Here is an 18,267-nt window from a genome sequence, read left to right as displayed (position 1 = left end):
TCCAGTGCGAAGCGGAAGGTGATGCCGCGGCTACATGCCGCGGAACAGGCTCATGTACGGCTGGCTGACGGTCAGGACCTCGTCGCGGTGACGCAGCTTCAGCCGGCCCTTGCCGGTGTCGTCGCGCACCACCGAGGCCACCGCCTTGAGGTTGACGATGGTGGAGCGGTGGATCTGTCGGAACGCGGCCGGATCGAGCACGTCCAGCAACTCGCGCAGGGAGGTGCGCAGCACCGCCTCGCCATCGCGGGTGAGCACCGTGGTGTACTTGCTGTCGGCCTGGAAATACAACACGTCGTCGAGCAGGATCAGCCGCGTTTCGCGGCCGCTGCTGGCGGTGACCCAGGCCAGCGGCGGCGGCGCCGATGGGGCGACTGGGCGCTGCTGCAGGCGCTGCAACAGCGCATCGAGCACCGCCGGATCCGGTCCCTGCGCCGCCCGCGCCTGCAGCCGCTGCACCGTGGCCTGCAGGCGTTCGCGCACGATCGGCTTGAGCAGGTAGTCCACCGCGCCGTGTTCGAACGCATCGATGGCGTACTGGTCGTAGGCGGTGACGAACACCACCTGCGTGTGTGGACTCAGTTCCCCCAGCGCGCGCGCCACCTCGATGCCGCTCAGCCCGGGCATGCGGATGTCCAGGAACGCCACCTGCGGGCGCAGCTCCGCCAGCCGCTCCAGCGCGCTGGCGCCGTCCTCGCACTCGGCGACGATGCGCAGCTGCGGCCACACCTCGCCCAGCAGCGCGACCAGTGCGTCGCGCAGCAGGGTTTCGTCCTCGGCGACGATCGCGTCAGTCATGCTGCGCTCCCATGGCCATCGGCACCGGCAATGGCGGTGGCGGCGCCCCAACCGGCCACGGCAGGGTGATGGTGGCGGCCACGCCGCTGGGGAAGTTGGAGACGATGGCGAAGCTCGCCGTGCCGGCGTAGGTCAGGCGCAACCGCTCACGCAGATTCTTCAGGCCGATGCCGGTGCCGCTGGACTGGGTGTTGAAGCCCAGGCCGTCGTCGGCCACGGTCAGGGTGACGTGGTCGTCGACCACGCGCGCCATGATCCAGATGGTGCCGCCGCCGGGCTTGGGTTCCAGGCCATGCTTGATCGCGTTCTCCACCAGCGTCTGCAACATCATCGACGGCAGCGGCAGCGTCTTCATCGTCTCCGGCACCTGTACCTGCAGTTGCAGGCGTGCACCCATGCGGATGCGCAGGATCTCCAGATAGGCCTGGGTCCGCTCCAGCTCGTCGCCGAGCGAACTCATCGCGTCCTCGGCGCTGGGCAGCGAGCGTCGCAGATATTGGATGAGATAGCCCAGCATCAGGTCGGCGCGCGGCGGGTCGGTGCGCGCCAGCACCTGCGCACTGGCCAGGGTGTTGTAGAGGAAATGCGGCTCGACCTGCGCGTGCAGCAGATTCAGCCGCGCCACGGTCAGCTCCTGCGCGGTGGCGGCCTGCGCGGCGGCAGCCTGCTCGTCGCGGCGCAGCTCGGCCACGCGCCGCGTCAGCGCGCGGCCCAAGGCCTCGGCGTTCTCGTAGTTGCTGCCTTCGTCGACCGCGAACAGGTCGATCCAGGCGCTGGCATCGGGCTCCAGCAGCAAGGTCAGGCTGCTGGTGCCGGTGCCCGGGGTCACCGTCGCCAGCACCTGGTTGCGCTTGACCGCGAAACGCGCGACCAGGTTCCAGCGCGACGGCCGTCGGCCGTTGTACGGATCGATGCGGCGCACCTTGGCGCGCACCTGCAGGCTGTCCAGCGTGCTTTCGACCTCCTCCACCCGCGGCAGCTCGCGCACCGCCGCATCCAGCAGCGCGAACGCTTCGCGGGTGTCCAGCGGAATCTCGATCTGGCGTCGCTGGCGGCTGGCCAGGGTCTCCCAGTCCAGGCGCCCGGCGATCAGCCAGACCCGGCGCAGGTGGGTAATGCCGGCAATCAGCGCCGACAGCATCAGCAGCATCGCCAACAGGCCGAAGAACCAGCCCGGCGGTCTGGACATGGCGTAGAACAGTCCGCTCCAGACGAAGCCGGCGACGACCACCGCCACGGCCCAGGCGCACAACAGACGGACGATGAAGAACAGGCTGGCGAGCATGGCGGCCGGGGACCGGAAGAGGTGCCAGCGAGCATAGCCGCCGCAGCCGGCGGCGCCAGCGCGCTGCGACGAAACCGCACGAACGTGGAGCGGAGACAGGAATTCGGCGTGCCAACCGCTGCCCGCCCGGCGCTGCAGCCGCTGCCCGCGCACTGCCGGGATGGCGATCCGCGATGGACGGCGTCGGGACTCGAAGCGACCATCGCCCGCGCGACGCACAGGCCTCCTGAGCGGCAGCGGCTCGTATGGTCGGCCAGACCGGCGCGCGCCGCCTGCCAGGATCGCTCACCGCCTGGCGGCGCAGCTTCGTTCTAGACTCTATGTCCGACCAGGGGAAACCAGGATGCGCCAGCAGCACGTCCCACGCCGCGCCATGACGACGCTCGCCCAACGCGGAGCGCAGGCGGCAGTCGCGCCCGGCCCGGCCGCCGCGCGCACGCAGGATCGGCACTGCGGCGCCAGCCCCGCTGTGTATGGCGCGCGCTCGTGGTTCCGATGCACGTAATTCTGGCGACCGAGTCGATCCGGTATCCGCTGACCGGCGTGGGCCGCTACACGCAGGAACTGGCCACGCAGTTGGCGGCCTTGCCGCAGATCGAATCGCTGCGCTTCCTGCACGGCCGGCGCCTACGTAACGACCTGCCAGCGCCGGGCCCGGCACCGACGCTCGTGCCGTGGCTGCGCGACCGACTGTCGGGCATCCAGCCGGCCGTCGACATCTACCGGCGGATAAACAATACAGCCAAAGCGCGCGCGCTGCGCGGACAGGCGCCGGCCCTGTTCCATGGCTGCAACTACTACCTGCCGGCGTTCGACGGCCCCTGCGTGGCCACCTTCCACGACGTCTCGATCTATCGCTGGGCAGAGTGCCATCGTGCCGACCGGGTACGCTACATGCGCAAGGAACTCGCGCTGTCGCTGCGCCGCGCGCAATTGATCCTGACTGTCTCGGAATTCTCGCGGCGCGAGATCGCCGCGCAGTTCGACTGGCCGCTGGCGCGCATCCGCGCCATTCCGCTGGCCGGCAATGCGGCCTTCCGCCCGCACCGCACGGAGGAGTTGCAGGCGCCGCTGCAGGCGCTGGGCCTGCAGGCCGATGGCTATTCGCTGTTCCTGGGGACGATCGAGCCGCGCAAGAATCTGCAGACGCTGCTGCAGGCCTATGCCGCGCTGCCGGCGGCGCTGCGCACGCGCTGGCCGCTGGTGGTGGCCGGCCATCCGGGCTGGCACAGCGAGGCGCTGCACCAGCGCATGGCGCAGGCGCAACGCGACGGCTGGCTGCGCTACCTGGGTTACGTGGAGGAGGCCAGCCTGCCGGCGCTGGTCGCCGGTGCGCGACTGTTCGTGTTCCCGTCGCTCTACGAGGGATTCGGCCTGCCGGTGCTGGAGGCGATGGGCAGCGGCACACCGGTGCTGTGTTCCAATGCGGCGGCGCTGCCCGAGGTCGCCGGCGACGCGGCCGCACTGTTCGATCCCGGCGATGCGGACGGTCTGGTCGGCTTGCTCGCGCGCGGCCTGGACGATGCGGCCTGGCGCGCGACGCTGAGCGCGGCCGGGCGCCGTCGTGCTGCCGAGTTCGACTGGCGTACGTGCGCCGAGCGCACTGTCGACGCCTACCGCGACGCGATGCGCGCATGAATCACGGAGCCCCGGGCTGATGCGCGTCCTCCATGTCTACAAGACCGCCCTGCCCGACTCCATCGGCGGGATCGAGCGGGTGGTGCATACGCTGGCGCAGCAGGCGCAAGCGCGCGGCGTGGACAGCGAGGTGCTGGCGTTGTGCAGCGATGCCGCGCAGGCCGGCACCCGCCTCCATGCCGGCTACACGCTGCATCGGCTGCGCCGCATCGCCGAGTTCGCTTCGATGCCGGTCTCGGTCGGCCTGGTGCGGCGCTACGCGCAACTGGCGCGCCGCGCCGACCTGATCCATTACCACTTCCCGTGGCCGTTCATGGACGCGCTGCACTTCGCCGCCTCGGCGGGCACCCCCTCGGTGCTCACCTACCATTCGGACATCGTGCGGCAACGGCAGCTGTTGCGCCTGTACCGACCGCTGCAGCGGCGCTTCCTGCGCAGCGTCGACCGCATCGTCGCCACTTCGCCGAACTACCTGGCCAGCAGCGCGGTCCTGGCGGAACACCGCGCCAAGGTCAGCGTCATTCCCATCGGTCTGGATGCCGCGCCGCAACACGCAGCATCGACGCAGCGGATGCAGGCCTGGCGCACTCGCCTGGGTCCGCGCTTCCTGCTGTTCGTCGGGGTGCTGCGCTACTACAAAGGCGTGCGCTTTCTGCTGGAGGCCGCACACGGGCTGCAGATCCCGATCGCGATCGTCGGCGATGGCCCGGAAGTGTCCGCCTTGCGCGCGCAGGCGCAGGCGCTGGGCCTGCCCCACGTGCAGTTCCTCGGCACGGTGGACGAGGCCGACAAGCACGCCCTGCTCGCCGCCTGCGACGCGCTGGTGTTCCCGTCGCATCTGCGTTCCGAAGCCTTCGGCCTTTCCCTGCTGGAAGCGGCGATGCACGCCAAGCCGATGATTTCCTGCGAGATCGGCACCGGCACCAGCTTCGTCAACATCGATGGCGAAACCGGTCTGGTGGTGCCGCCGGCCGATCCGGTGGCCTTGCGCGACGCGATGCGCTATCTATGGGACCATCCACACATCGCCGCGGCCTTCGGGGGGCACGCGGAAGCGCGATACCGGCGGTTGTTCACCGCCGACGGCATGACCGACGCCTATCTGGCACTTTACCGCAGTGTCTGCGGGGCGCGCGGGGCAGAAGACAGGGAATGGGGATGAGGAGCAGCTTGGGGACGCACGGAAACAAGGCAAGGCAATCGCGCAGCGCGCGGAGCGAACGCGCATGAGACTGCTGGGCAGGCCACTGCCGCGGACGGCGGCAGCGGGCATGGTCGGCGATGCGATGGCGCTGGCGGCGACGCTGCTGAAGGTGGCCGATGCGGCGGTGGTGATCGGTAGCGGCCTGCTGGCGTATGCCGTGCGCGTGGGCCAGGCGAACCTGCCCGAGGCGCCACGTTATCCGTATGCGCTGCTGGCTGGCGCCACGCTGACGCTGCTGGTGTTCTCGCAATTGGCGCTGTACCGCAGCTGGCGCCTGGCGCTGCCGACGATGATGCTGGGCCGGTTGCTGCTCGGCTGGGGCGTGGTGCTGGGCGTGCTCGCGTCGCTGAGTTTCCTGAGCAAGACCGGCCCCAGTTTCTCGCGCTTGTGGTTTCTGTACTGGGCGGTGATCGGCGCGTGCAGCCTGATCGGGGTGCGCCTGGCCGCGGATCGTCTGCTGCGCTGGCTGCACCGACATGGCATCGGCACACGTCGAATCGCGGTGCTGGGTCCGCCGGAGCGGGTCGAACAGGTCGGCGCGCGGATCAGCCAGGGGCCATGGTCCGGACTGCAATGGGTGCCTTCACCGGCGATGATCCGCAACGGCGACCTTGCGGCACTGCCGCAATGGCTGGATCTGCAGGGCATTGCCGAAGTGTGGCTGACCTGGCCCATGCGCGAGGAAGCGCTGATCCGCGAGAGCATGCGCCGCCTCGACGCCAGCAGCGTGGACGTGCGCTGGATCCCGGACATTTTCGCCTTCGGCATGATCCACCACGGCATCGCCGAGGTGGCGGGAATGCCGCTGCTGGAGCTGTCGGTGCGGCCGCTGTCGCGCACCGCGCAATGGCTCAAGGACGCCACCGACAAACTGCTGGCCGCGCTGATCCTGCTGCTGAGCAGCCCGCTGCTGCTGGCGCTGGCGCTGGGCGTCAAGTTGTCCGGGCCGGGGCCGGTGCTGTTCCGGCAGACGCGGCACGGCTGGGACGGTCAACCATTCGAATTGTGGAAGTTCCGCAGCATGCGTCTGCACGACGCCGACGCTGCCGCGCCGCAGACCCAGCGCGGCGATCCGCGGGTGACCCGGTTCGGCGCCTTCATGCGCCGCACCAGCCTGGACGAGCTGCCGCAGTTCTTCAATGTGCTGCAGGGGCGCATGTCCATCGTCGGACCGCGTCCGCATGCACTGGCGCACAACGCGCAGTACCAGGACCTGGTGCCGAACTACCTGCAACGCCACCGGGTCAAGCCCGGCATCACCGGCTGGGCGCAGGTGAACGGGCTGCGCGGCGAGACCGACACGGTGGAGAAGATGCGCAAGCGCATCGACTACGACCTGTACTACATCCAGCACTGGTCGCTGTGGCTGGACCTGAGCATCATCGCGCAGACCGGCGTGATCGTGCTGTTCGACCGCGACGCTTATTGACCGCAGGACCGGGGGAGTCCGAATCCGATGCATATCAGCTACGTTCTCGGCACCCGCCCGGAGATCATCAAGCTGGCCTCGCTGATCGCGGCCAGCGAGCGCGACGGCCTGCGCTTCTCGATCGTGCATACCAACCAGCACTACGCCGAAAAGATGGACCGCATCTTCTTCGACGAACTGGAACTGCCGCGCGCCCACTACAACCTCGGGATCGGCTCGGCGTCGCACGCCACCCAGATCGGCCGCATGCTGTGCGGCATCGAACCGGTACTGGAACGTATCCGCCCGGACGTGGTGGTGGTGCAGGGCGATACCAACAGCGCGCTGGCCGGCGCCATGGCCGCCAACAAGCTCGGCATCGCGGTGGCGCACGTGGAGGCGGGCCTGCGCAGCCGCGACCGCAGCATGCCGGAGGAAGTGAACCGGGTCCTGATCGACCATATGTCCGATCACCTGTTCTGCCCGACCCCGCTGCAGGCGCAGATCCTGCGCGAGGAAGGCCTGGCGCCGGCGAGCATCCGGGTCACCGGCAACACGGTGGCGGATGCGACGCTGGCGCACGCGCGCACCGCGCTACGGCGGTCGGACATCCTGCAGCGGTTGGGACTGCGTGAGGGCGCCTACCACCTGCTGACCTGCCACCGGCGCTCCAACACCGACGATCCGCAGCATTTCGCCGCGCTGATGCAGGCGGTGGCGGCGATCTCCGAGGACGCCGGCGTGCCGCTGGTGTTCCCGATGCATCCGCGCCTGTCGAGCATGGGCGATGCCGCCTCGGCGCGGCATCGCTGCCTGCGCGCGATCGGGCCGGTCGGCTATCTGGACATGCTGGCGCTGCAACAGGGCGCATCGCTGATCATGACCGACAGCGGCGGCATCCAGGAGGAGGCCTGCATCCTGCAGCGCAAGTGCCTGGTGCTGCGCACCAACACCGAACGGCCGGAAACCCTGCAGGTCGGCGGGGCGGAACTGCCGTTGAGCCTGGACGCGCCCGGTCTGCGCGTGGCCGCCGACGCGCTGCTGGCGCGCGAGGTGGCATGGCGCAACCCGTTCGGCGACGGCCATGCCTATCGCGACGTGCTCGACACCCTGTTGACCAGCACCCAGGCCGGGCAACGCTTCTCGGCACGCGCGCCGCTGCGTCAGGCCGCGCGCTGACGGCCCGATTCGGGCGATCGCGTGGAAGCGCACATGAGGGCGTACTGCGTCGCCACCGCCAGCGCCGCATGCAGCGAGAACGCATAGAACTGCAGGTAGAAGTCGAACACACCCAGGCCGAGCAGCAACACGCCCCACAGCAGCGCCCAGGCGCGCATTCGCATCTGCCGCAGCAGGGGCGACCACAAGGCCGCCAGCAAGCCCAGGCACGCCAGCAGCCCGCACAGCCCGGTTTCCGACAGCACCGCCAGCAGCAGGTTGTGCGCATGCAGTTCGCCGCGATCGAAGCGTCCACCGGTGTAGTCCGGCACCAGGAACTGGAAGACCCCGGCACCCAGCCCGAACCACGGGTGGCTGCGCCAGGCCTCGAACGCGCCGGCCCACAGATAGGTCCGCCCCAGCGACACCGCGGTGAGCGTGCTTTCGTGCACCGCACTGGTCATGTCCGCATAGCGCTGCCACAGCACGAAGCCGGCCAGCCCCGACAACCCCAGCAGCGCCGCGACGGCCGCGTTGCGACGCACGCGCGACGCGCCGCGCCGCGGCCACGCCCACCACAGCAGCAGCGCACCGACCGGCAACAGCGGATTGCGCACCTGGGTCAGCGCCAGCGCCAGCACGGCACCCAGCAGCGCCATGACCAGCGCGACGCGTCCCAACGCGCCGCTACGCCACAACTGCAGGACCAGCGTGGCCACCACCACCGCGCTCGCCGCCAGCAGCGCCGGATGTTCGTACATGCCGGAGATCCGCGGCAGGTACTTGAAACTGTCCTCGGCGTGGAAGGCCAACGACAGGCGCAGTGCAGGCGGCCAGTGCAGGCGCACCGCCAGCCCCAGGGCCAGGTTCCACCACAGCGCAATCAATGCCGCCAGCGTCGCCGCACGCGGCCAGCGCGGGCAGGCGAGCGCGAGATTGAGCATGGCCCACAGCGCCAGCAAGGCGGTGGCGTAGCGCACGGCGAACTTGAACGCCAACTCCGGATGTCCCGATGCCAGCACCGACGCAGCCAGTGCCGCCAGGCACGCCAGGATCGCCAGCAACGGCGCGCGCAGGATCGACGGCACGCCATGCCGCCACAGCGCCCAGACCGCCACGCCCAGCACGAAGGCGCGAATCGCCATCGAGCCCAGCGACAGCCCCACGCCGAAGTAACGTCCGGTCAGCACCACCTGCTGCAGGCAGAACAGCAGATACACGCCCAGGCATGCCGCGACCGCCAGCGGCTGCGGCGCGCGCGCGCGCGCGCCAATAGCGGACGCGCCCGTCGCCGATGCGCTCATGCCGGTTCGCGGATCGCCGCGCGTGCGCGATAACTCCGGCTCAGGCGCGCACGCAGCAGCAGGAGCAGATACAGGAAGTTGGTGCGGACGTAACGCCAGCCCAGGCGACGCGGCTCCAACGCCAGCCGGAACAGCCACTCCATGCCGAACCGCTGCATCAACAGCGGCGCGCGCGGCAGCATGCCGGACAGCACATCGAAGGATCCGCCCACGCCCATCGCCACCGCCACGCCCAGGTCGGACCAGTGCCGCTGCAGGAACAGTTCCTTCTTCGGCGAGCTGATGCCGATGAACAGGTAGCGTGCGCCGGAGGCGCGAATCGCGGCGACCACCTGCGCCACCTCGGCCTCGCCGAAGTAGCCGTCGCGGGCGCCGACGATTTGCAGCCCTGGCGCGGCCGCACGCAGTCGCTCGGCCGCGGCCGCCACCACCGCCGGCCGCGCGCCGAGCAGATACACGCCGTCGCCGGACTGCGCGGCCTGCGCGCACAGGTCCTGCATCAGATCGATACCGGCGCGCCGCGGCGGCGGCTCCACGCCCATCCAGCGCAGGCCGATGCTGATGCCGCTGCCGTCGATATGCACCAGTTCGGCCTCCTCCAGCGCCTCGCGCAGCGGCGCCTGCGCGCGCGCATCGATCAGCTTGGCCACGTTCAGGCCCTCGATCCGCAGCGGCGCGCCGCCGGAGGCGGCGGTCTGCGCCCGTTGCAGCAGCTCGGCAGGCGCAAGCAGATCCAGCGGGCAATCGAAGAAACGCAGACGCGGCGGACTGGGGTTCAAGGGACAGACTCCTCGGGGATCAATGCATCGTACAGCGGCAGTACCTGCGACCGAATGCCTTCCCAAGTGAAGCCGGCACGCACCGAGGCCACCACCTCCGGCGCGACGCGTTGCCGGCGCAGTGCCGCCACCCGCGACGCCAGCGCCGGAACATCGCCCAGCGGATACAGCGCGTCCTGCAAACCCAGCGGCTGCAGGATCGCGCGATTGCCGGGGATGTCGCTGGCCAGCACCGGACAACCGAGCAACAGCATTTCGATCAACACCGTCGGCATGCCTTCCACCGCCGACGGCAGCACGAATGCATCGGCGCGCGCCGCCATCGCCGCGACCTCGGTGTCGGCGACGAACCCATGGAAGCGCACGCGCGCGGCCACGCCGTGTGCATGCGCGCAGGCCTCCAACCGGGCGCGATCGGGTCCACGCCCGACCAGATGCAGCACCGCCGCGTCCATTCCCGGCTGCGCCAGCAGCGCGATCGCATCGTGCAGGCGTTTCACCGCATCCAGGCGGCCGACCGAGAGCAAGGCCGGCGCGCCTGCCAGCGTGGCGGCCTCGAACGGAGCCGCCGGCAGTTCGGCGGCCAGGACCGCATTGGGCAGCAGCAGCGCGTGCGTGACCGGCATCCGCCGTGCCTGCAGGTAGTCGCGCCAGTAGGCCGACAGCAGCACCACGCGATCGGCGCGGCGCAGCAGCGGACGTTCCACCAGCGCATCCCAGACGCGCTTGCGCAGGCGCTTGCCCAGGCTGGGCGCATCGTCGTAGTAGCAGTGCGGCGTGTACACCACGCGCTTGCCGCGGCAGCGCGCCAGCAGCGCTGCCAGCGCCGCGATCGGCGTGCGTGCGCCGTGCACGTGCACGACATCGGCCCAGCCGATCTGCGGCCACAACCCGGCCGCGGCGACGCGGACCGTGGCGTAGTCGGGCCGGCCAGGATCTTCCGCCGCCGGCGCCGCCACCCGCACCTTGTGTCCGGCCTGCGCCGCCAGCACCGCCAGGCCATGGATGTGCCGGGCCACGCCGCCGCCGCCGCGCAGCGGCGCAAAATCCTTGTACACGTGCAGGATGCGCACGACTCAGGCCTCCGCCGCAGCGTCCGACGGCGGCAGCGCGGGGGTGTGCGTCTGGACTGGACGTGCCCGCCTCCGGCACTGCCGCAACACGCCGCCGAGCAATAGCCAGAAGCCGCCCGCACCGGACACGGTCAAGGCGTTGTCCGAGGACACCAGCGTGGTCATCATGCCGCACAGCAGCCAGAAGCTGGCCAGGGCCAGGCGATCGTCGTCCTGGCGGTAGGTGCGCCACAGGGTCCGCAGGCACCAGCCGAGGAAGCCGAGGAACAGCAGTGCCGCCGGCACGCCCATCTGATAGGCGATGCTGAAGATCGCGCCTTCACCGCCGCCGAGATCGGTCAGCCCCTGCCGCGCGGCGAGGGCGCCCTGGCGTCCGATTCCGCCGCCGAACAACGCGACCTGATGCAGGTCGGCCAGATTGCGCTGCAGCGCCCACCAGTGGCCGATGGTGGACCCGTCGCGAAAGTTCACCGACATCACCACGATGCCGTAGGAGGCCACCACGATCGCCAACCCAACCGCGCCGGCCAGCACGATCCGCGCCGACGCCGAGCGCACCAGGCCGCGCCCGGTCAGCAGATAGCCGAGCACGGCGACGATGCCGGCCAGCATCGCGCCACGGGTACCGGACATCCAGATCCCCGCGAACAGCCCGGCACAGGCCAGCAGTGCCCGCCACGGCCAGCGCCGCTGCCACAGCGCCAACGCCGCCAGCGCCGCGGTCACCAGGAACTGGCCCTGCGCCAACGGTGCGGCGAGCAGTCCCCCGGCGCGGCGCGCGTAGTCTTCGCCGCCGACGAAATTCCACGGCAACCCGGTCTCCGGGTCGGTGTCCTGCGGCATCACACCCTTGACCTGTTGCAGGTAGTCCGGCAAGCGCACCTGCCTCACCCAGAAGTCGGTATGGGTCAGATCCCACACGCCGAACAGCGCGCTGGCCAGGCCCAGCCAGACCAGGGTGCGCGTGGCGGCGCGCAGATCGCGCGGCTGCGGCATGCCGCCGTAACCGGCCAGCACGAACAGCAGCGGGACCATCACCACGCCGAACGATCCCACGACGATGCCGGCCGGCAGCCCATGCGCATAGCCGAGCGGCGCGTACGCGGCCGCCAACGCGCCGAACACCAGCACCGACAGCAGCATCGGCCGCGGCATGCGCGCGGTCAGCAGGCACAGCGCGGCCAGCCCCAGGACCGTGGCATCGCGCAGTGGCCGCAGCCAGGTCGCCTGCGGCAACGCGCCGCCGGCGTACAGCCAGGCCACCAGCAGATCGCCGAGATGGATCCACAGGATCAGCAGCACCAGCCCCAGCCGCCTCAGCCGGCTCACGCCATCGCTCCCAGGCGCTGCGGCCAGTGCGGGTCGCTGGCGAAGGTCTGGCGCAGCCACTGCGCCTGCCGCGCGAGCAGGCACCGGCGTGCCGACGGGTCCGCACACAGTTGGCCGATCAACGCGCAAAGCGCGGAAGCATCATCCACCTGCGTCGGCGGACGCCCGACCGCCAGCGCATCCAGCGACTGCGTCGCCGGCCAGGCCAGGCCGATCACGTAATGGCCACGGCAGGCGGCCTGCAGCAAGGCAGTGGAGCAGAAACCGACCACGATCGCCGGCGCCGCGGCAGCGTCCAGCAGCGCATGCGGTGGGCGCCGGCAACGGGTCGCCAGCGCGGCGGCGGCATATGGATGGCCGCCGCGCACCTCCTCCGGATGCAGCAGGATCTGCAACGCGGGGCCGTCGTACTGTGCCAGGGCCTGCGCCAGGGCCAGGAAGTCCGCCGCGAGCGGGCGGCCATAGATCGGCGTGTGCGTCTGCGATACCAGGCACAGCGCCGCGGGCAACGGCGCGTCGTCGGCACGCTCGGCCGCTGCAGCGGTCGGCAGCAGCGCTGGGCCATAGCCGAGTGCCTGCGGCGCCACCCCATGCTGCGCGAACACCTGTGCGCTGCTCGGCCCCCACAGCAGGTGCCGCTGCGCGCGCACGGGGAAGAACTCGTCGGTGGGCAGACCATGCTGCACGCACACGCTGCGCCAGCCGGTGCCTGCGGCCTGTTGCGCGGCGACCGCATACAGGTCGAAGTCGTTGTGCAGCAGCAGTGTCGCCTCGCCACGCGCGACTAGAGTCCGCGCCCAGGCGCCACGCCACAGGCGCTGCCGGAACACGCAGCAGCGCACCAGCCAGGGCGACAACGGTGGCGCGCCTGCGGCGGTCTGCCGCAATCGCCAGGCACCGGCGGCGTGGCGCCAGGCGGCCGCTGCCGGGCGAGCGGGCGGGTCGCCGGCGACGCGCCTGCGCAGGCGCGGATGGATCAGCACGCTGCAGGCGATGCCGCGCTGCGCCAGGTCGGCCACGCACGGCGCCAGCGCAGCCCAGCCGTTGGCGCCGGGCAGCGTGACCAGCGCCACCCAGGCGGCCAACGGTGCCGGCGCGCGTGGCAGGCGCCAGCACAGCCAGGCATCGCGCACCGTCGCCAGCAATGCCCGCACCACCGCGCCGCGCCCACGCCTGGCGAGAAAATAGAGTTCGTGGCGCGCCGCCGCGGCCTCCTCGCCATAGTGCGCATGCAGCGCCTGCTGGAAGTCAGCGAAGCGCATCGCGCGTCGCCTCCCGCACGTGCCGGCATCCGCGCCAGCGTTGCACTTCGCCGGGCAGGCCGGGGCCGAACGCACGCACGATCACGCGCTTGAGTGCGCGCCGCAGACGATCGCGCAGGCCCCAGCCCACGCTGTCCAGCCGTGCATCGAGCAGGCGCACTTCCTCGGCGCTGGCGCCGGCCAGTGGCGTGGCGCAGGGATGCGGCGGCCGCCGTAGTTGCACCCACAGATTGTCGGCCAGCACGCCGCCGGCCGGATGCGCCCCGCACTGCACCACCTCCAGCCCGGCGCTCAGCGCCAAGCGCTGCAGCACGGGGCCAGAGAAATAGCTCAGATGCGCCGGATGCACGTAATTGCGCGAGCGCCAATCGCCCATCACGTCCGGCACTTCGATCCAGGCATGTCCGCCTGGCGCCAGGATCCGCGTCAGCGTGTGCAGGAAACCGCGCGGATCGGGCAGATGCTCCAGCACGTGGAACGCCACCACTGCGTCGACGCTGGCGTCCGCCACCGCCTGCAGATCCGGCACGAACGCCACGCGCGCGTCGCCGAGCAGCCGCGCACGATGTTCCAGATCGGGTTCGATCGCCCACAGCGCCAGGTCCGGACGCGCTGCCGCAGCGACGCCGAGGAAGGCACCGAAACCCGAGCCCATTTCCAGCAGCCGGGCACCGTTCGCCAGTTGCGGCGCGATCCACTGCAGCCGTCGCTGCGCGATCGGCCGGTCGCCACGCCAGGCGAAGAAGCGCGCTTCGCTGCGCCAGGGCGATTCGGCCGGGAACAGCCGCCGGTAGTCGTGCGCATAGAAACGCGCCAGGGTGTCCTCGGTGAAGTCCGGCGCCAGATAGGCCAGCGCGCACTGCCCGCACCGGCGCAATTCCTGGCCGGTGTCGGCATAGACCTCGGGCCACACCGCGCGTTGCAGCGTGGTGGCGCCGCAACAGCGGCACACGCCCGCGTCGGCCGCCAGTTCCATCGGCGCACGCCCTCGCCTAGCCATAGATGCTCCGGTACCACAGCGCCACGGAGACGGCGAACCACAGCGTGCTGTGCGCCTCGCCATGCTGCCACTGGCTGCGCAACGCCGCCAGGTCGAGAAATTCGCCCAGCTCCGGCGGCAATGTCGCCAGGATCGGCTGCAGCGGCATGCGATCGACCAGGAACTGCTCGGCATGGCCGAAGCCGGTGCTCTTGCGCTGGCCGACCAGGCGCTGCGGCAAGATGCCGGCGAACGCCTGCCGCAGCAGCGCCTTGCCATGGTAGTCGCCCATCCGCCGCTGCGCCGGCGTGGCCAGCGCGCGTTCCACCACCCGGTAATCCAGGAATGGCGCGCGCACCTCCACCCCGGAGTGCATGCTGTTGCGATCGGTCATGCGCAGGATCATCGGCAGGTTGGTCGTCAGCACGTCGGCGCGCAGGCGCGCCTGCACGTCGCCGCGGCGATCGGCCTGCAACACGGCCAGACGTGACGCCTGGTCGTGCCACAGCGCCGCCGACATGCTGGCCACGCTCGGCCGCTGCCGCCGCAGCAACGCCCCGAGCGGACCGGCCGGCAGATCCCAGGCCAGGCGGTTGAGCAACAACCTCGGATCCACCGCGCCGCTGCCGAGCAGGCGCACCAACGTCGGCAGGCGCAGAGCGTGCAGCGCGCTGCGCGCGCTCAACGCCAGGTACAGGCGGACGTAGCCGCCGAACAGCTCGTCGGCGCCCTCGCCGTTGAGCACGACCGTGTAGCCGGCGTCGCGGACCGCCCGGTACATACGGAAACTGGCCAGGATCGACGGCGTGCAGAACGGCTCTTCCTGCGCGCGCACCAGCTCCAGCAACTCGTCTTCGGCCGGAATCGCATGCGCGCGGTGCACGCGGTGGCGCGCCGCCTCGCCCCATTCGGCCATCAACCCCGACGCGGCCGCGACCTCGTCGAAGCGCGCCTGCTCGGCGTCGCGGTAGCCGTAGGTGTAGGCGCCGGCGAAGCAGGTGCGCGGCGCATGCGTCGCGCTCAGGCTGAGCCGGGTCAGAATCGCGCTGTCCAGCCCACCCGACAGCAGCGTCACCGTCGGCACGTCCGAGCGCAGGCGCAGCCGCGTGGCGTCTTCCAGCAGCGCGCGCGTCGCCTCGTCGTCGAGCGGCGCCACCTCGCCCGGGAGCGGCCAGCGATGGTAGCGGTGGCGGCGGCTGTGGCCGTCCGCCGAGACGCGGTACACCCAGCCGGGCGGCACCGCACGGATGCCGGCATAGAACGTCTCGCCGCGATGGTCGGACAGGCCGGCGACGAGGAAATCGAAGATCGCACCGGGATTGGGCGGCGGATAGCCGCCCAGCGCCGCGGCGATGGCGCGGATCTCGCTGGCCAGCAGCAGTTGCCGGCCGTCGTGATGCAGGTACAGCGGCTTCACCCCGAGCCGGTCGCGACAATAGATCAGATCGCCGCTGGCCTGCTCCAGCAACACGATCGCCCACATGCCGTTGCAGCGCGCGAACAGGTCTTCGCCCCAGGCGCGCCAGCCATGCAGCAGGACCTCGGTATCGCTGTCGGTACGGAAGCGATGGCCGAGCGCTTCCAGCTCGCGGCGCAGTTCCAGGAAGTTGTAGATCTCGCCGTTGAACACCACCGCGTTGCCGGTCTCGGCGCAGCGCATCGGCTGCGTCGCCGCCTCGCTCAGGTCGAGGATGGCCAGGCGGCGGTGGCCCAGCGCGGTCGGCACCGGCTGCTGCTCACACAGCAGCCCCTGCGCATCCGGACCGCGCCGGGCCAAGGCGGCCAACGCACGTTCGGCCTGCGCCTGCAGCGCTGCGCCGTCGCCGAAATTGCGCAACGCGACTATGCCGCACATGCGCGCCTCCTTGCCTCTACGCTGCGACGCGACACGACAGCGAACCTCGACGACCGCGTCACGCCGCGCGCTCCGGCGCGGGCGCGGGCGCGAACAGGCTGCGCTGGCGCCAGGCCGTCCACAGCGCCGGCAGCAGCAGCACCGCCGCCAGCGTCCAGCCGATCCGCCCGCCCCAGAGCGAGGCCGCCAGCAGCGCCGCGAGCAGGGCCGCGGCGCCGCCGCCGTTGAGGCGCAGGCCGCACAGCCGCAGACTCACCGCGGCGATCCCCAACAGGCACAGCAGCCGCCCCCACAGCAGCCACTGCGGCGCTGCCCATGCCGCAGCGGCCAGTTGCAGCCCCGCGCTGCACAGCAAGCCGATCAGCAGCAGGCGCAACAGCGCGCGTTCGCGATGGCGCCCGATCAGCAGCGCCGCCAGCACCCCGCTGAGCAGCACCGTCGCACCACCGGCCAACACCGGCGTCGTCCATGGCCACCAGGCCCGCTGTTCGGCACTGCCCCAGGCCGCCACCGCAAGCGGCAGCAGCAGCGCGGCCAGCGCCGCGCCGCCCAGCACCAGCGAGATCAGCCACTGCGCCCAGCGTTGGCCGGCCTCGCTGGCGGCCTCGGCCAGCAGCAGCCGGTTGAACTGGTTGAACACGCCGCTGGCGCCGTTGAGCAGATAGCCCAGGAACAGATACACCGGCAGGAAGCCCGGCGCCACCGCCGCCAGCAGCAGCGGCGTCAGGCGGTCGTGCAGGATGCCGGCGATGCCAAGCAGCGACAGCTGCACGGCCGTTGCCAGCAGATGGCGGCCGTGGCCGCGCTGCGGCCACAGCAGGCGCGGCGGCGCGGCGAACACCGCCATGTTGACCAGCGCCTGCAGCAGATAGCCGATGCTCACGGCGATGCCGGCGCCGACCGCGCCGCCACACCCGGGCAACGGCCGCAGCAGCAACCAGGCCAAGATCGCCACCGGCATCGCGACCTGCTGCACGGCGAATCCCGACAACCGCCGTGCCTGCGCCAGCAACGGCGCCGAATAATTGACCAGGCCGAACAAGGTGGCCGGCAGTACCGCCAGCACGTAGCCGAAGCCCGCGCCCCGCCACTGCCATGACCATCCTGCTGCGACGACCCATGCCAGATCCAGCACCAGGGTGGCCAGCAGCCGATGGCGCAGCGCCTGCCGCCAGCGCATCTCCCATCCCGGCGCGGCCGGATCTTCGCGCAGGAACAGCGAGGCGTAGCCCAGGTCGGCCAGAAACAGCACCGTGGTCAGTCCCAGATGCGCCAGCCCCACCTCGCCATAGCCTTGCAGGCCGAACTGACGCAACAGCAGCCATTGGAACAGCAATGCGCAGCCCTGCCCGAGCGCATACAGCAGCGCGCCGGACACGAATCCCGCGCGCAGGCGCCCGGCCGTGCTCATGGCCGGGCGAGAGATCCGGCCGCCGGCACATGGCACAGAAAGGCGCGCGAGGCCGCACCGTAGGCGAACCACGGCTCGAATTCGATGCCGAACCGCTCGGCGCATTCCCGAAGGGCGCGCCGTTCGCCGCGCCGGGGATCGGCCTGGAACAGATCGTAGTCGTCGCACAGCAGCACGCTGCCCTGGACCAGGCGTGGCGCGATCAACGTCAGCGCATCGCATGCCGAGGCATACAGATCGCAATCCAGGTTCACGATCGCTGCCTGGGCGTGGCCGATGGCATGCGCATTGTCGGCGAACAGGCCGGGCACCAAGTGCAGGTCCGGCGCGCGCAGCCCCACCGCGGCGCAGCGCGCCTGCGCCTCGGATTGGGCGGCGAGGAAACTGCCGGTGGCCAGGCTGTCCTCGCCTTCGGCATTGCGCGGCATGCCGGCAAAGGTGTCGAAGCCGTAGAACCGCGGCCGCTGCGCCAGGAAGCCCAGCACCGTGCCCCGGTGCTGGAAGGGCAAACCGGCGCTGCGCTCGATGCGCCGCCGCTGGTGCCGATAGCACAGCCACGCATGGGCCAGGCTGTTGCCGCGGTACACGCCGAACTCGTAGTAATCGCCGGCAAGCTGGGTGGCATGCACGTAGGCCCAGGCGCGATACAGCGCGCCCAGTGCATCGTTGCGATGCAGGTTCGCGCCGACCCGGAGGCCGCGATAGGCGAGCTTGAGGCGTTCGATGAGCGTTATGGACACGTCGGACACCGTGCGTCGGGCCAGGGGCGGAAACGTCCGAGTAT

15 protein-coding genes are annotated in these 18,267 nt (G+C 70.9%); 4 read left to right on the top strand and 11 right to left on the bottom strand.

Going from position 1 to position 18,267, the window contains the following annotated elements; all coding sequences use genetic code 11:
* Positions 1-30: 30 nt before the first annotated feature.
* Both FHR66_RS00350 and FHR66_RS00345 read right to left on the bottom strand, forming a co-directional pair.
* Positions 31-798, bottom strand: coding sequence for a LytR/AlgR family response regulator transcription factor (locus FHR66_RS00350; protein WP_160968192.1), 768 nt, complete (start codon positions 796-798; stop codon positions 31-33).
* Positions 791-2,083 carry a sensor histidine kinase gene (locus FHR66_RS00345; RefSeq protein WP_160968194.1) on the bottom strand — a complete coding sequence of 431 codons (1,293 nt, stop codon included), beginning with the start codon at positions 2,081-2,083 and terminating at the stop codon, positions 791-793. The genes FHR66_RS00350 and FHR66_RS00345 overlap by 8 nt, the downstream gene beginning before the upstream one ends.
* 495 nt (positions 2,084-2,578) lie before the next feature.
* On the opposite strand from FHR66_RS00345, the gene FHR66_RS00340 reads away from it, so the two are divergent.
* The 4 genes from FHR66_RS00340 to wecB all read left to right on the top strand — a co-directional run bounded on the left by FHR66_RS00340 (position 2,579) and on the right by wecB (position 7,512).
* Entirely contained in the window at positions 2,579-3,721 is a 1,143-nt protein-coding gene (locus FHR66_RS00340) for a glycosyltransferase family 4 protein (RefSeq protein ID WP_160968195.1), read from the top strand.
* A 19-nt stretch (positions 3,722-3,740) separates the two neighbouring features.
* Positions 3,741-4,883: a glycosyltransferase gene (locus FHR66_RS00335; RefSeq protein ID WP_167087264.1), complete on the top strand. Its 1,143-nt coding sequence runs from the start codon at positions 3,741-3,743 to the stop codon at positions 4,881-4,883.
* Positions 4,884-4,947: 64 nt separating this feature from the next.
* A complete protein-coding gene (locus FHR66_RS00330) occupies positions 4,948-6,354 on the top strand; it encodes an undecaprenyl-phosphate glucose phosphotransferase (RefSeq protein ID WP_160968197.1) in 1,407 nt (468 codons plus the stop codon).
* Between the two features lie 27 nt (positions 6,355-6,381).
* On the top strand, positions 6,382-7,512 hold the full coding sequence (wecB, locus tag FHR66_RS00325) for a non-hydrolyzing UDP-N-acetylglucosamine 2-epimerase (RefSeq protein ID WP_160968198.1): 1,131 nt from the start codon (positions 6,382-6,384) through the stop codon (positions 7,510-7,512).
* Here the strand turns inward: wecB and FHR66_RS00320 are convergent.
* From FHR66_RS00320 to FHR66_RS00280, 9 genes are read right to left on the bottom strand one after another with little or no spacing between them, the layout of a single operon-like run.
* Positions 7,497-8,795 (bottom strand): O-antigen ligase family protein, encoded by a 1,299-nt coding sequence (locus FHR66_RS00320; RefSeq protein ID WP_160968199.1) that lies wholly within the window; start codon positions 8,793-8,795, stop codon positions 7,497-7,499. The genes wecB and FHR66_RS00320 overlap by 16 nt on opposite strands.
* Positions 8,792-9,574: a WecB/TagA/CpsF family glycosyltransferase gene (locus FHR66_RS00315; RefSeq protein WP_237475369.1), complete on the bottom strand. Its 783-nt coding sequence runs from the start codon at positions 9,572-9,574 to the stop codon at positions 8,792-8,794. Before FHR66_RS00315 ends, FHR66_RS00320 begins: the two co-directional genes overlap by 4 nt.
* Positions 9,571-10,647, bottom strand: a complete 1,077-nt coding sequence (locus tag FHR66_RS00310; RefSeq protein WP_160968200.1) for a glycosyltransferase — start codon at positions 10,645-10,647, stop codon at positions 9,571-9,573. The genes FHR66_RS00315 and FHR66_RS00310 overlap by 4 nt, the downstream gene beginning before the upstream one ends.
* Before the next feature lie 3 nt (positions 10,648-10,650).
* A complete protein-coding gene (locus FHR66_RS00305; protein WP_317843914.1) occupies positions 10,651-11,976 on the bottom strand; it encodes an O-antigen ligase family protein in 1,326 nt (441 codons plus the stop codon).
* Positions 11,973-13,238, bottom strand: a complete 1,266-nt coding sequence (locus tag FHR66_RS00300) for a hypothetical protein (protein WP_160968201.1) — start codon at positions 13,236-13,238, stop codon at positions 11,973-11,975. The genes FHR66_RS00305 and FHR66_RS00300 overlap by 4 nt, the downstream gene beginning before the upstream one ends.
* Positions 13,225-14,238, bottom strand: a complete 1,014-nt coding sequence (locus FHR66_RS00295) for a class I SAM-dependent methyltransferase (protein WP_202394827.1) — start codon at positions 14,236-14,238, stop codon at positions 13,225-13,227. The genes FHR66_RS00300 and FHR66_RS00295 overlap by 14 nt, the downstream gene beginning before the upstream one ends.
* The gene (asnB, locus tag FHR66_RS00290) at positions 14,231-16,072 is read right to left on the bottom strand and encodes an asparagine synthase (glutamine-hydrolyzing) (protein WP_160968202.1); all 1,842 of its coding nucleotides are present in this window, start codon (positions 16,070-16,072) and stop codon (positions 14,231-14,233) included. Before asnB ends, FHR66_RS00295 begins: the two co-directional genes overlap by 8 nt.
* 58 nt (positions 16,073-16,130) lie before the next feature.
* Entirely contained in the window at positions 16,131-17,483 is a 1,353-nt protein-coding gene (locus tag FHR66_RS00285; protein ID WP_160968204.1) for a hypothetical protein, read from the bottom strand.
* Positions 17,480-18,223, bottom strand: coding sequence for a TylF/MycF/NovP-related O-methyltransferase (locus FHR66_RS00280; RefSeq protein WP_160968206.1), 744 nt, complete (start codon positions 18,221-18,223; stop codon positions 17,480-17,482). The genes FHR66_RS00285 and FHR66_RS00280 overlap by 4 nt, the downstream gene beginning before the upstream one ends.
* Between the last annotated feature and the right edge of the window lie 44 nt (positions 18,224-18,267).

The organism is Xanthomonas sp. F4, assembly GCF_011761895.1.
Note: the sequence above shows the minus strand (reverse complement) of the source record. Positions and strands in the feature narration are given on the sequence as shown.

What these genes read in the sequence shown, in the direction of transcription:
- FHR66_RS00285 (WP_160968204.1), bottom strand. Translation starts at nt 17,483, where the DNA reads ATGAGCACGGCCGGGCGCCTGCGCGCGGGATTCGTGTCCGGCGCGCTG.
- FHR66_RS00350 (WP_160968192.1), bottom strand. Translation starts at nt 798, where the DNA reads ATGACTGACGCGATCGTCGCCGAGGACGAAACCCTGCTGCGCGACGCA.
- FHR66_RS00335 (WP_167087264.1), top strand. Translation starts at nt 3,741, where the DNA reads ATGCGCGTCCTCCATGTCTACAAGACCGCCCTGCCCGACTCCATCGGC.
- FHR66_RS00300 (WP_160968201.1), bottom strand. Translation starts at nt 13,238, where the DNA reads ATGCGCTTCGCTGACTTCCAGCAGGCGCTGCATGCGCACTATGGCGAG.
- FHR66_RS00320 (WP_160968199.1), bottom strand. Translation starts at nt 8,795, where the DNA reads ATGAGCGCATCGGCGACGGGCGCGTCCGCTATTGGCGCGCGCGCGCGC.
- FHR66_RS00340 (WP_160968195.1), top strand. Translation starts at nt 2,579, where the DNA reads ATGCACGTAATTCTGGCGACCGAGTCGATCCGGTATCCGCTGACCGGC.
- asnB (WP_160968202.1), bottom strand. Translation starts at nt 16,072, where the DNA reads ATGTGCGGCATAGTCGCGTTGCGCAATTTCGGCGACGGCGCAGCGCTG.
- FHR66_RS00295 (WP_202394827.1), bottom strand. Translation starts at nt 14,238, where the DNA reads ATGGCTAGGCGAGGGCGTGCGCCGATGGAACTGGCGGCCGACGCGGGC.
- FHR66_RS00345 (WP_160968194.1), bottom strand. Translation starts at nt 2,083, where the DNA reads ATGCTCGCCAGCCTGTTCTTCATCGTCCGTCTGTTGTGCGCCTGGGCC.
- wecB (WP_160968198.1), top strand. Translation starts at nt 6,382, where the DNA reads ATGCATATCAGCTACGTTCTCGGCACCCGCCCGGAGATCATCAAGCTG.
- FHR66_RS00330 (WP_160968197.1), top strand. Translation starts at nt 4,948, where the DNA reads ATGAGACTGCTGGGCAGGCCACTGCCGCGGACGGCGGCAGCGGGCATG.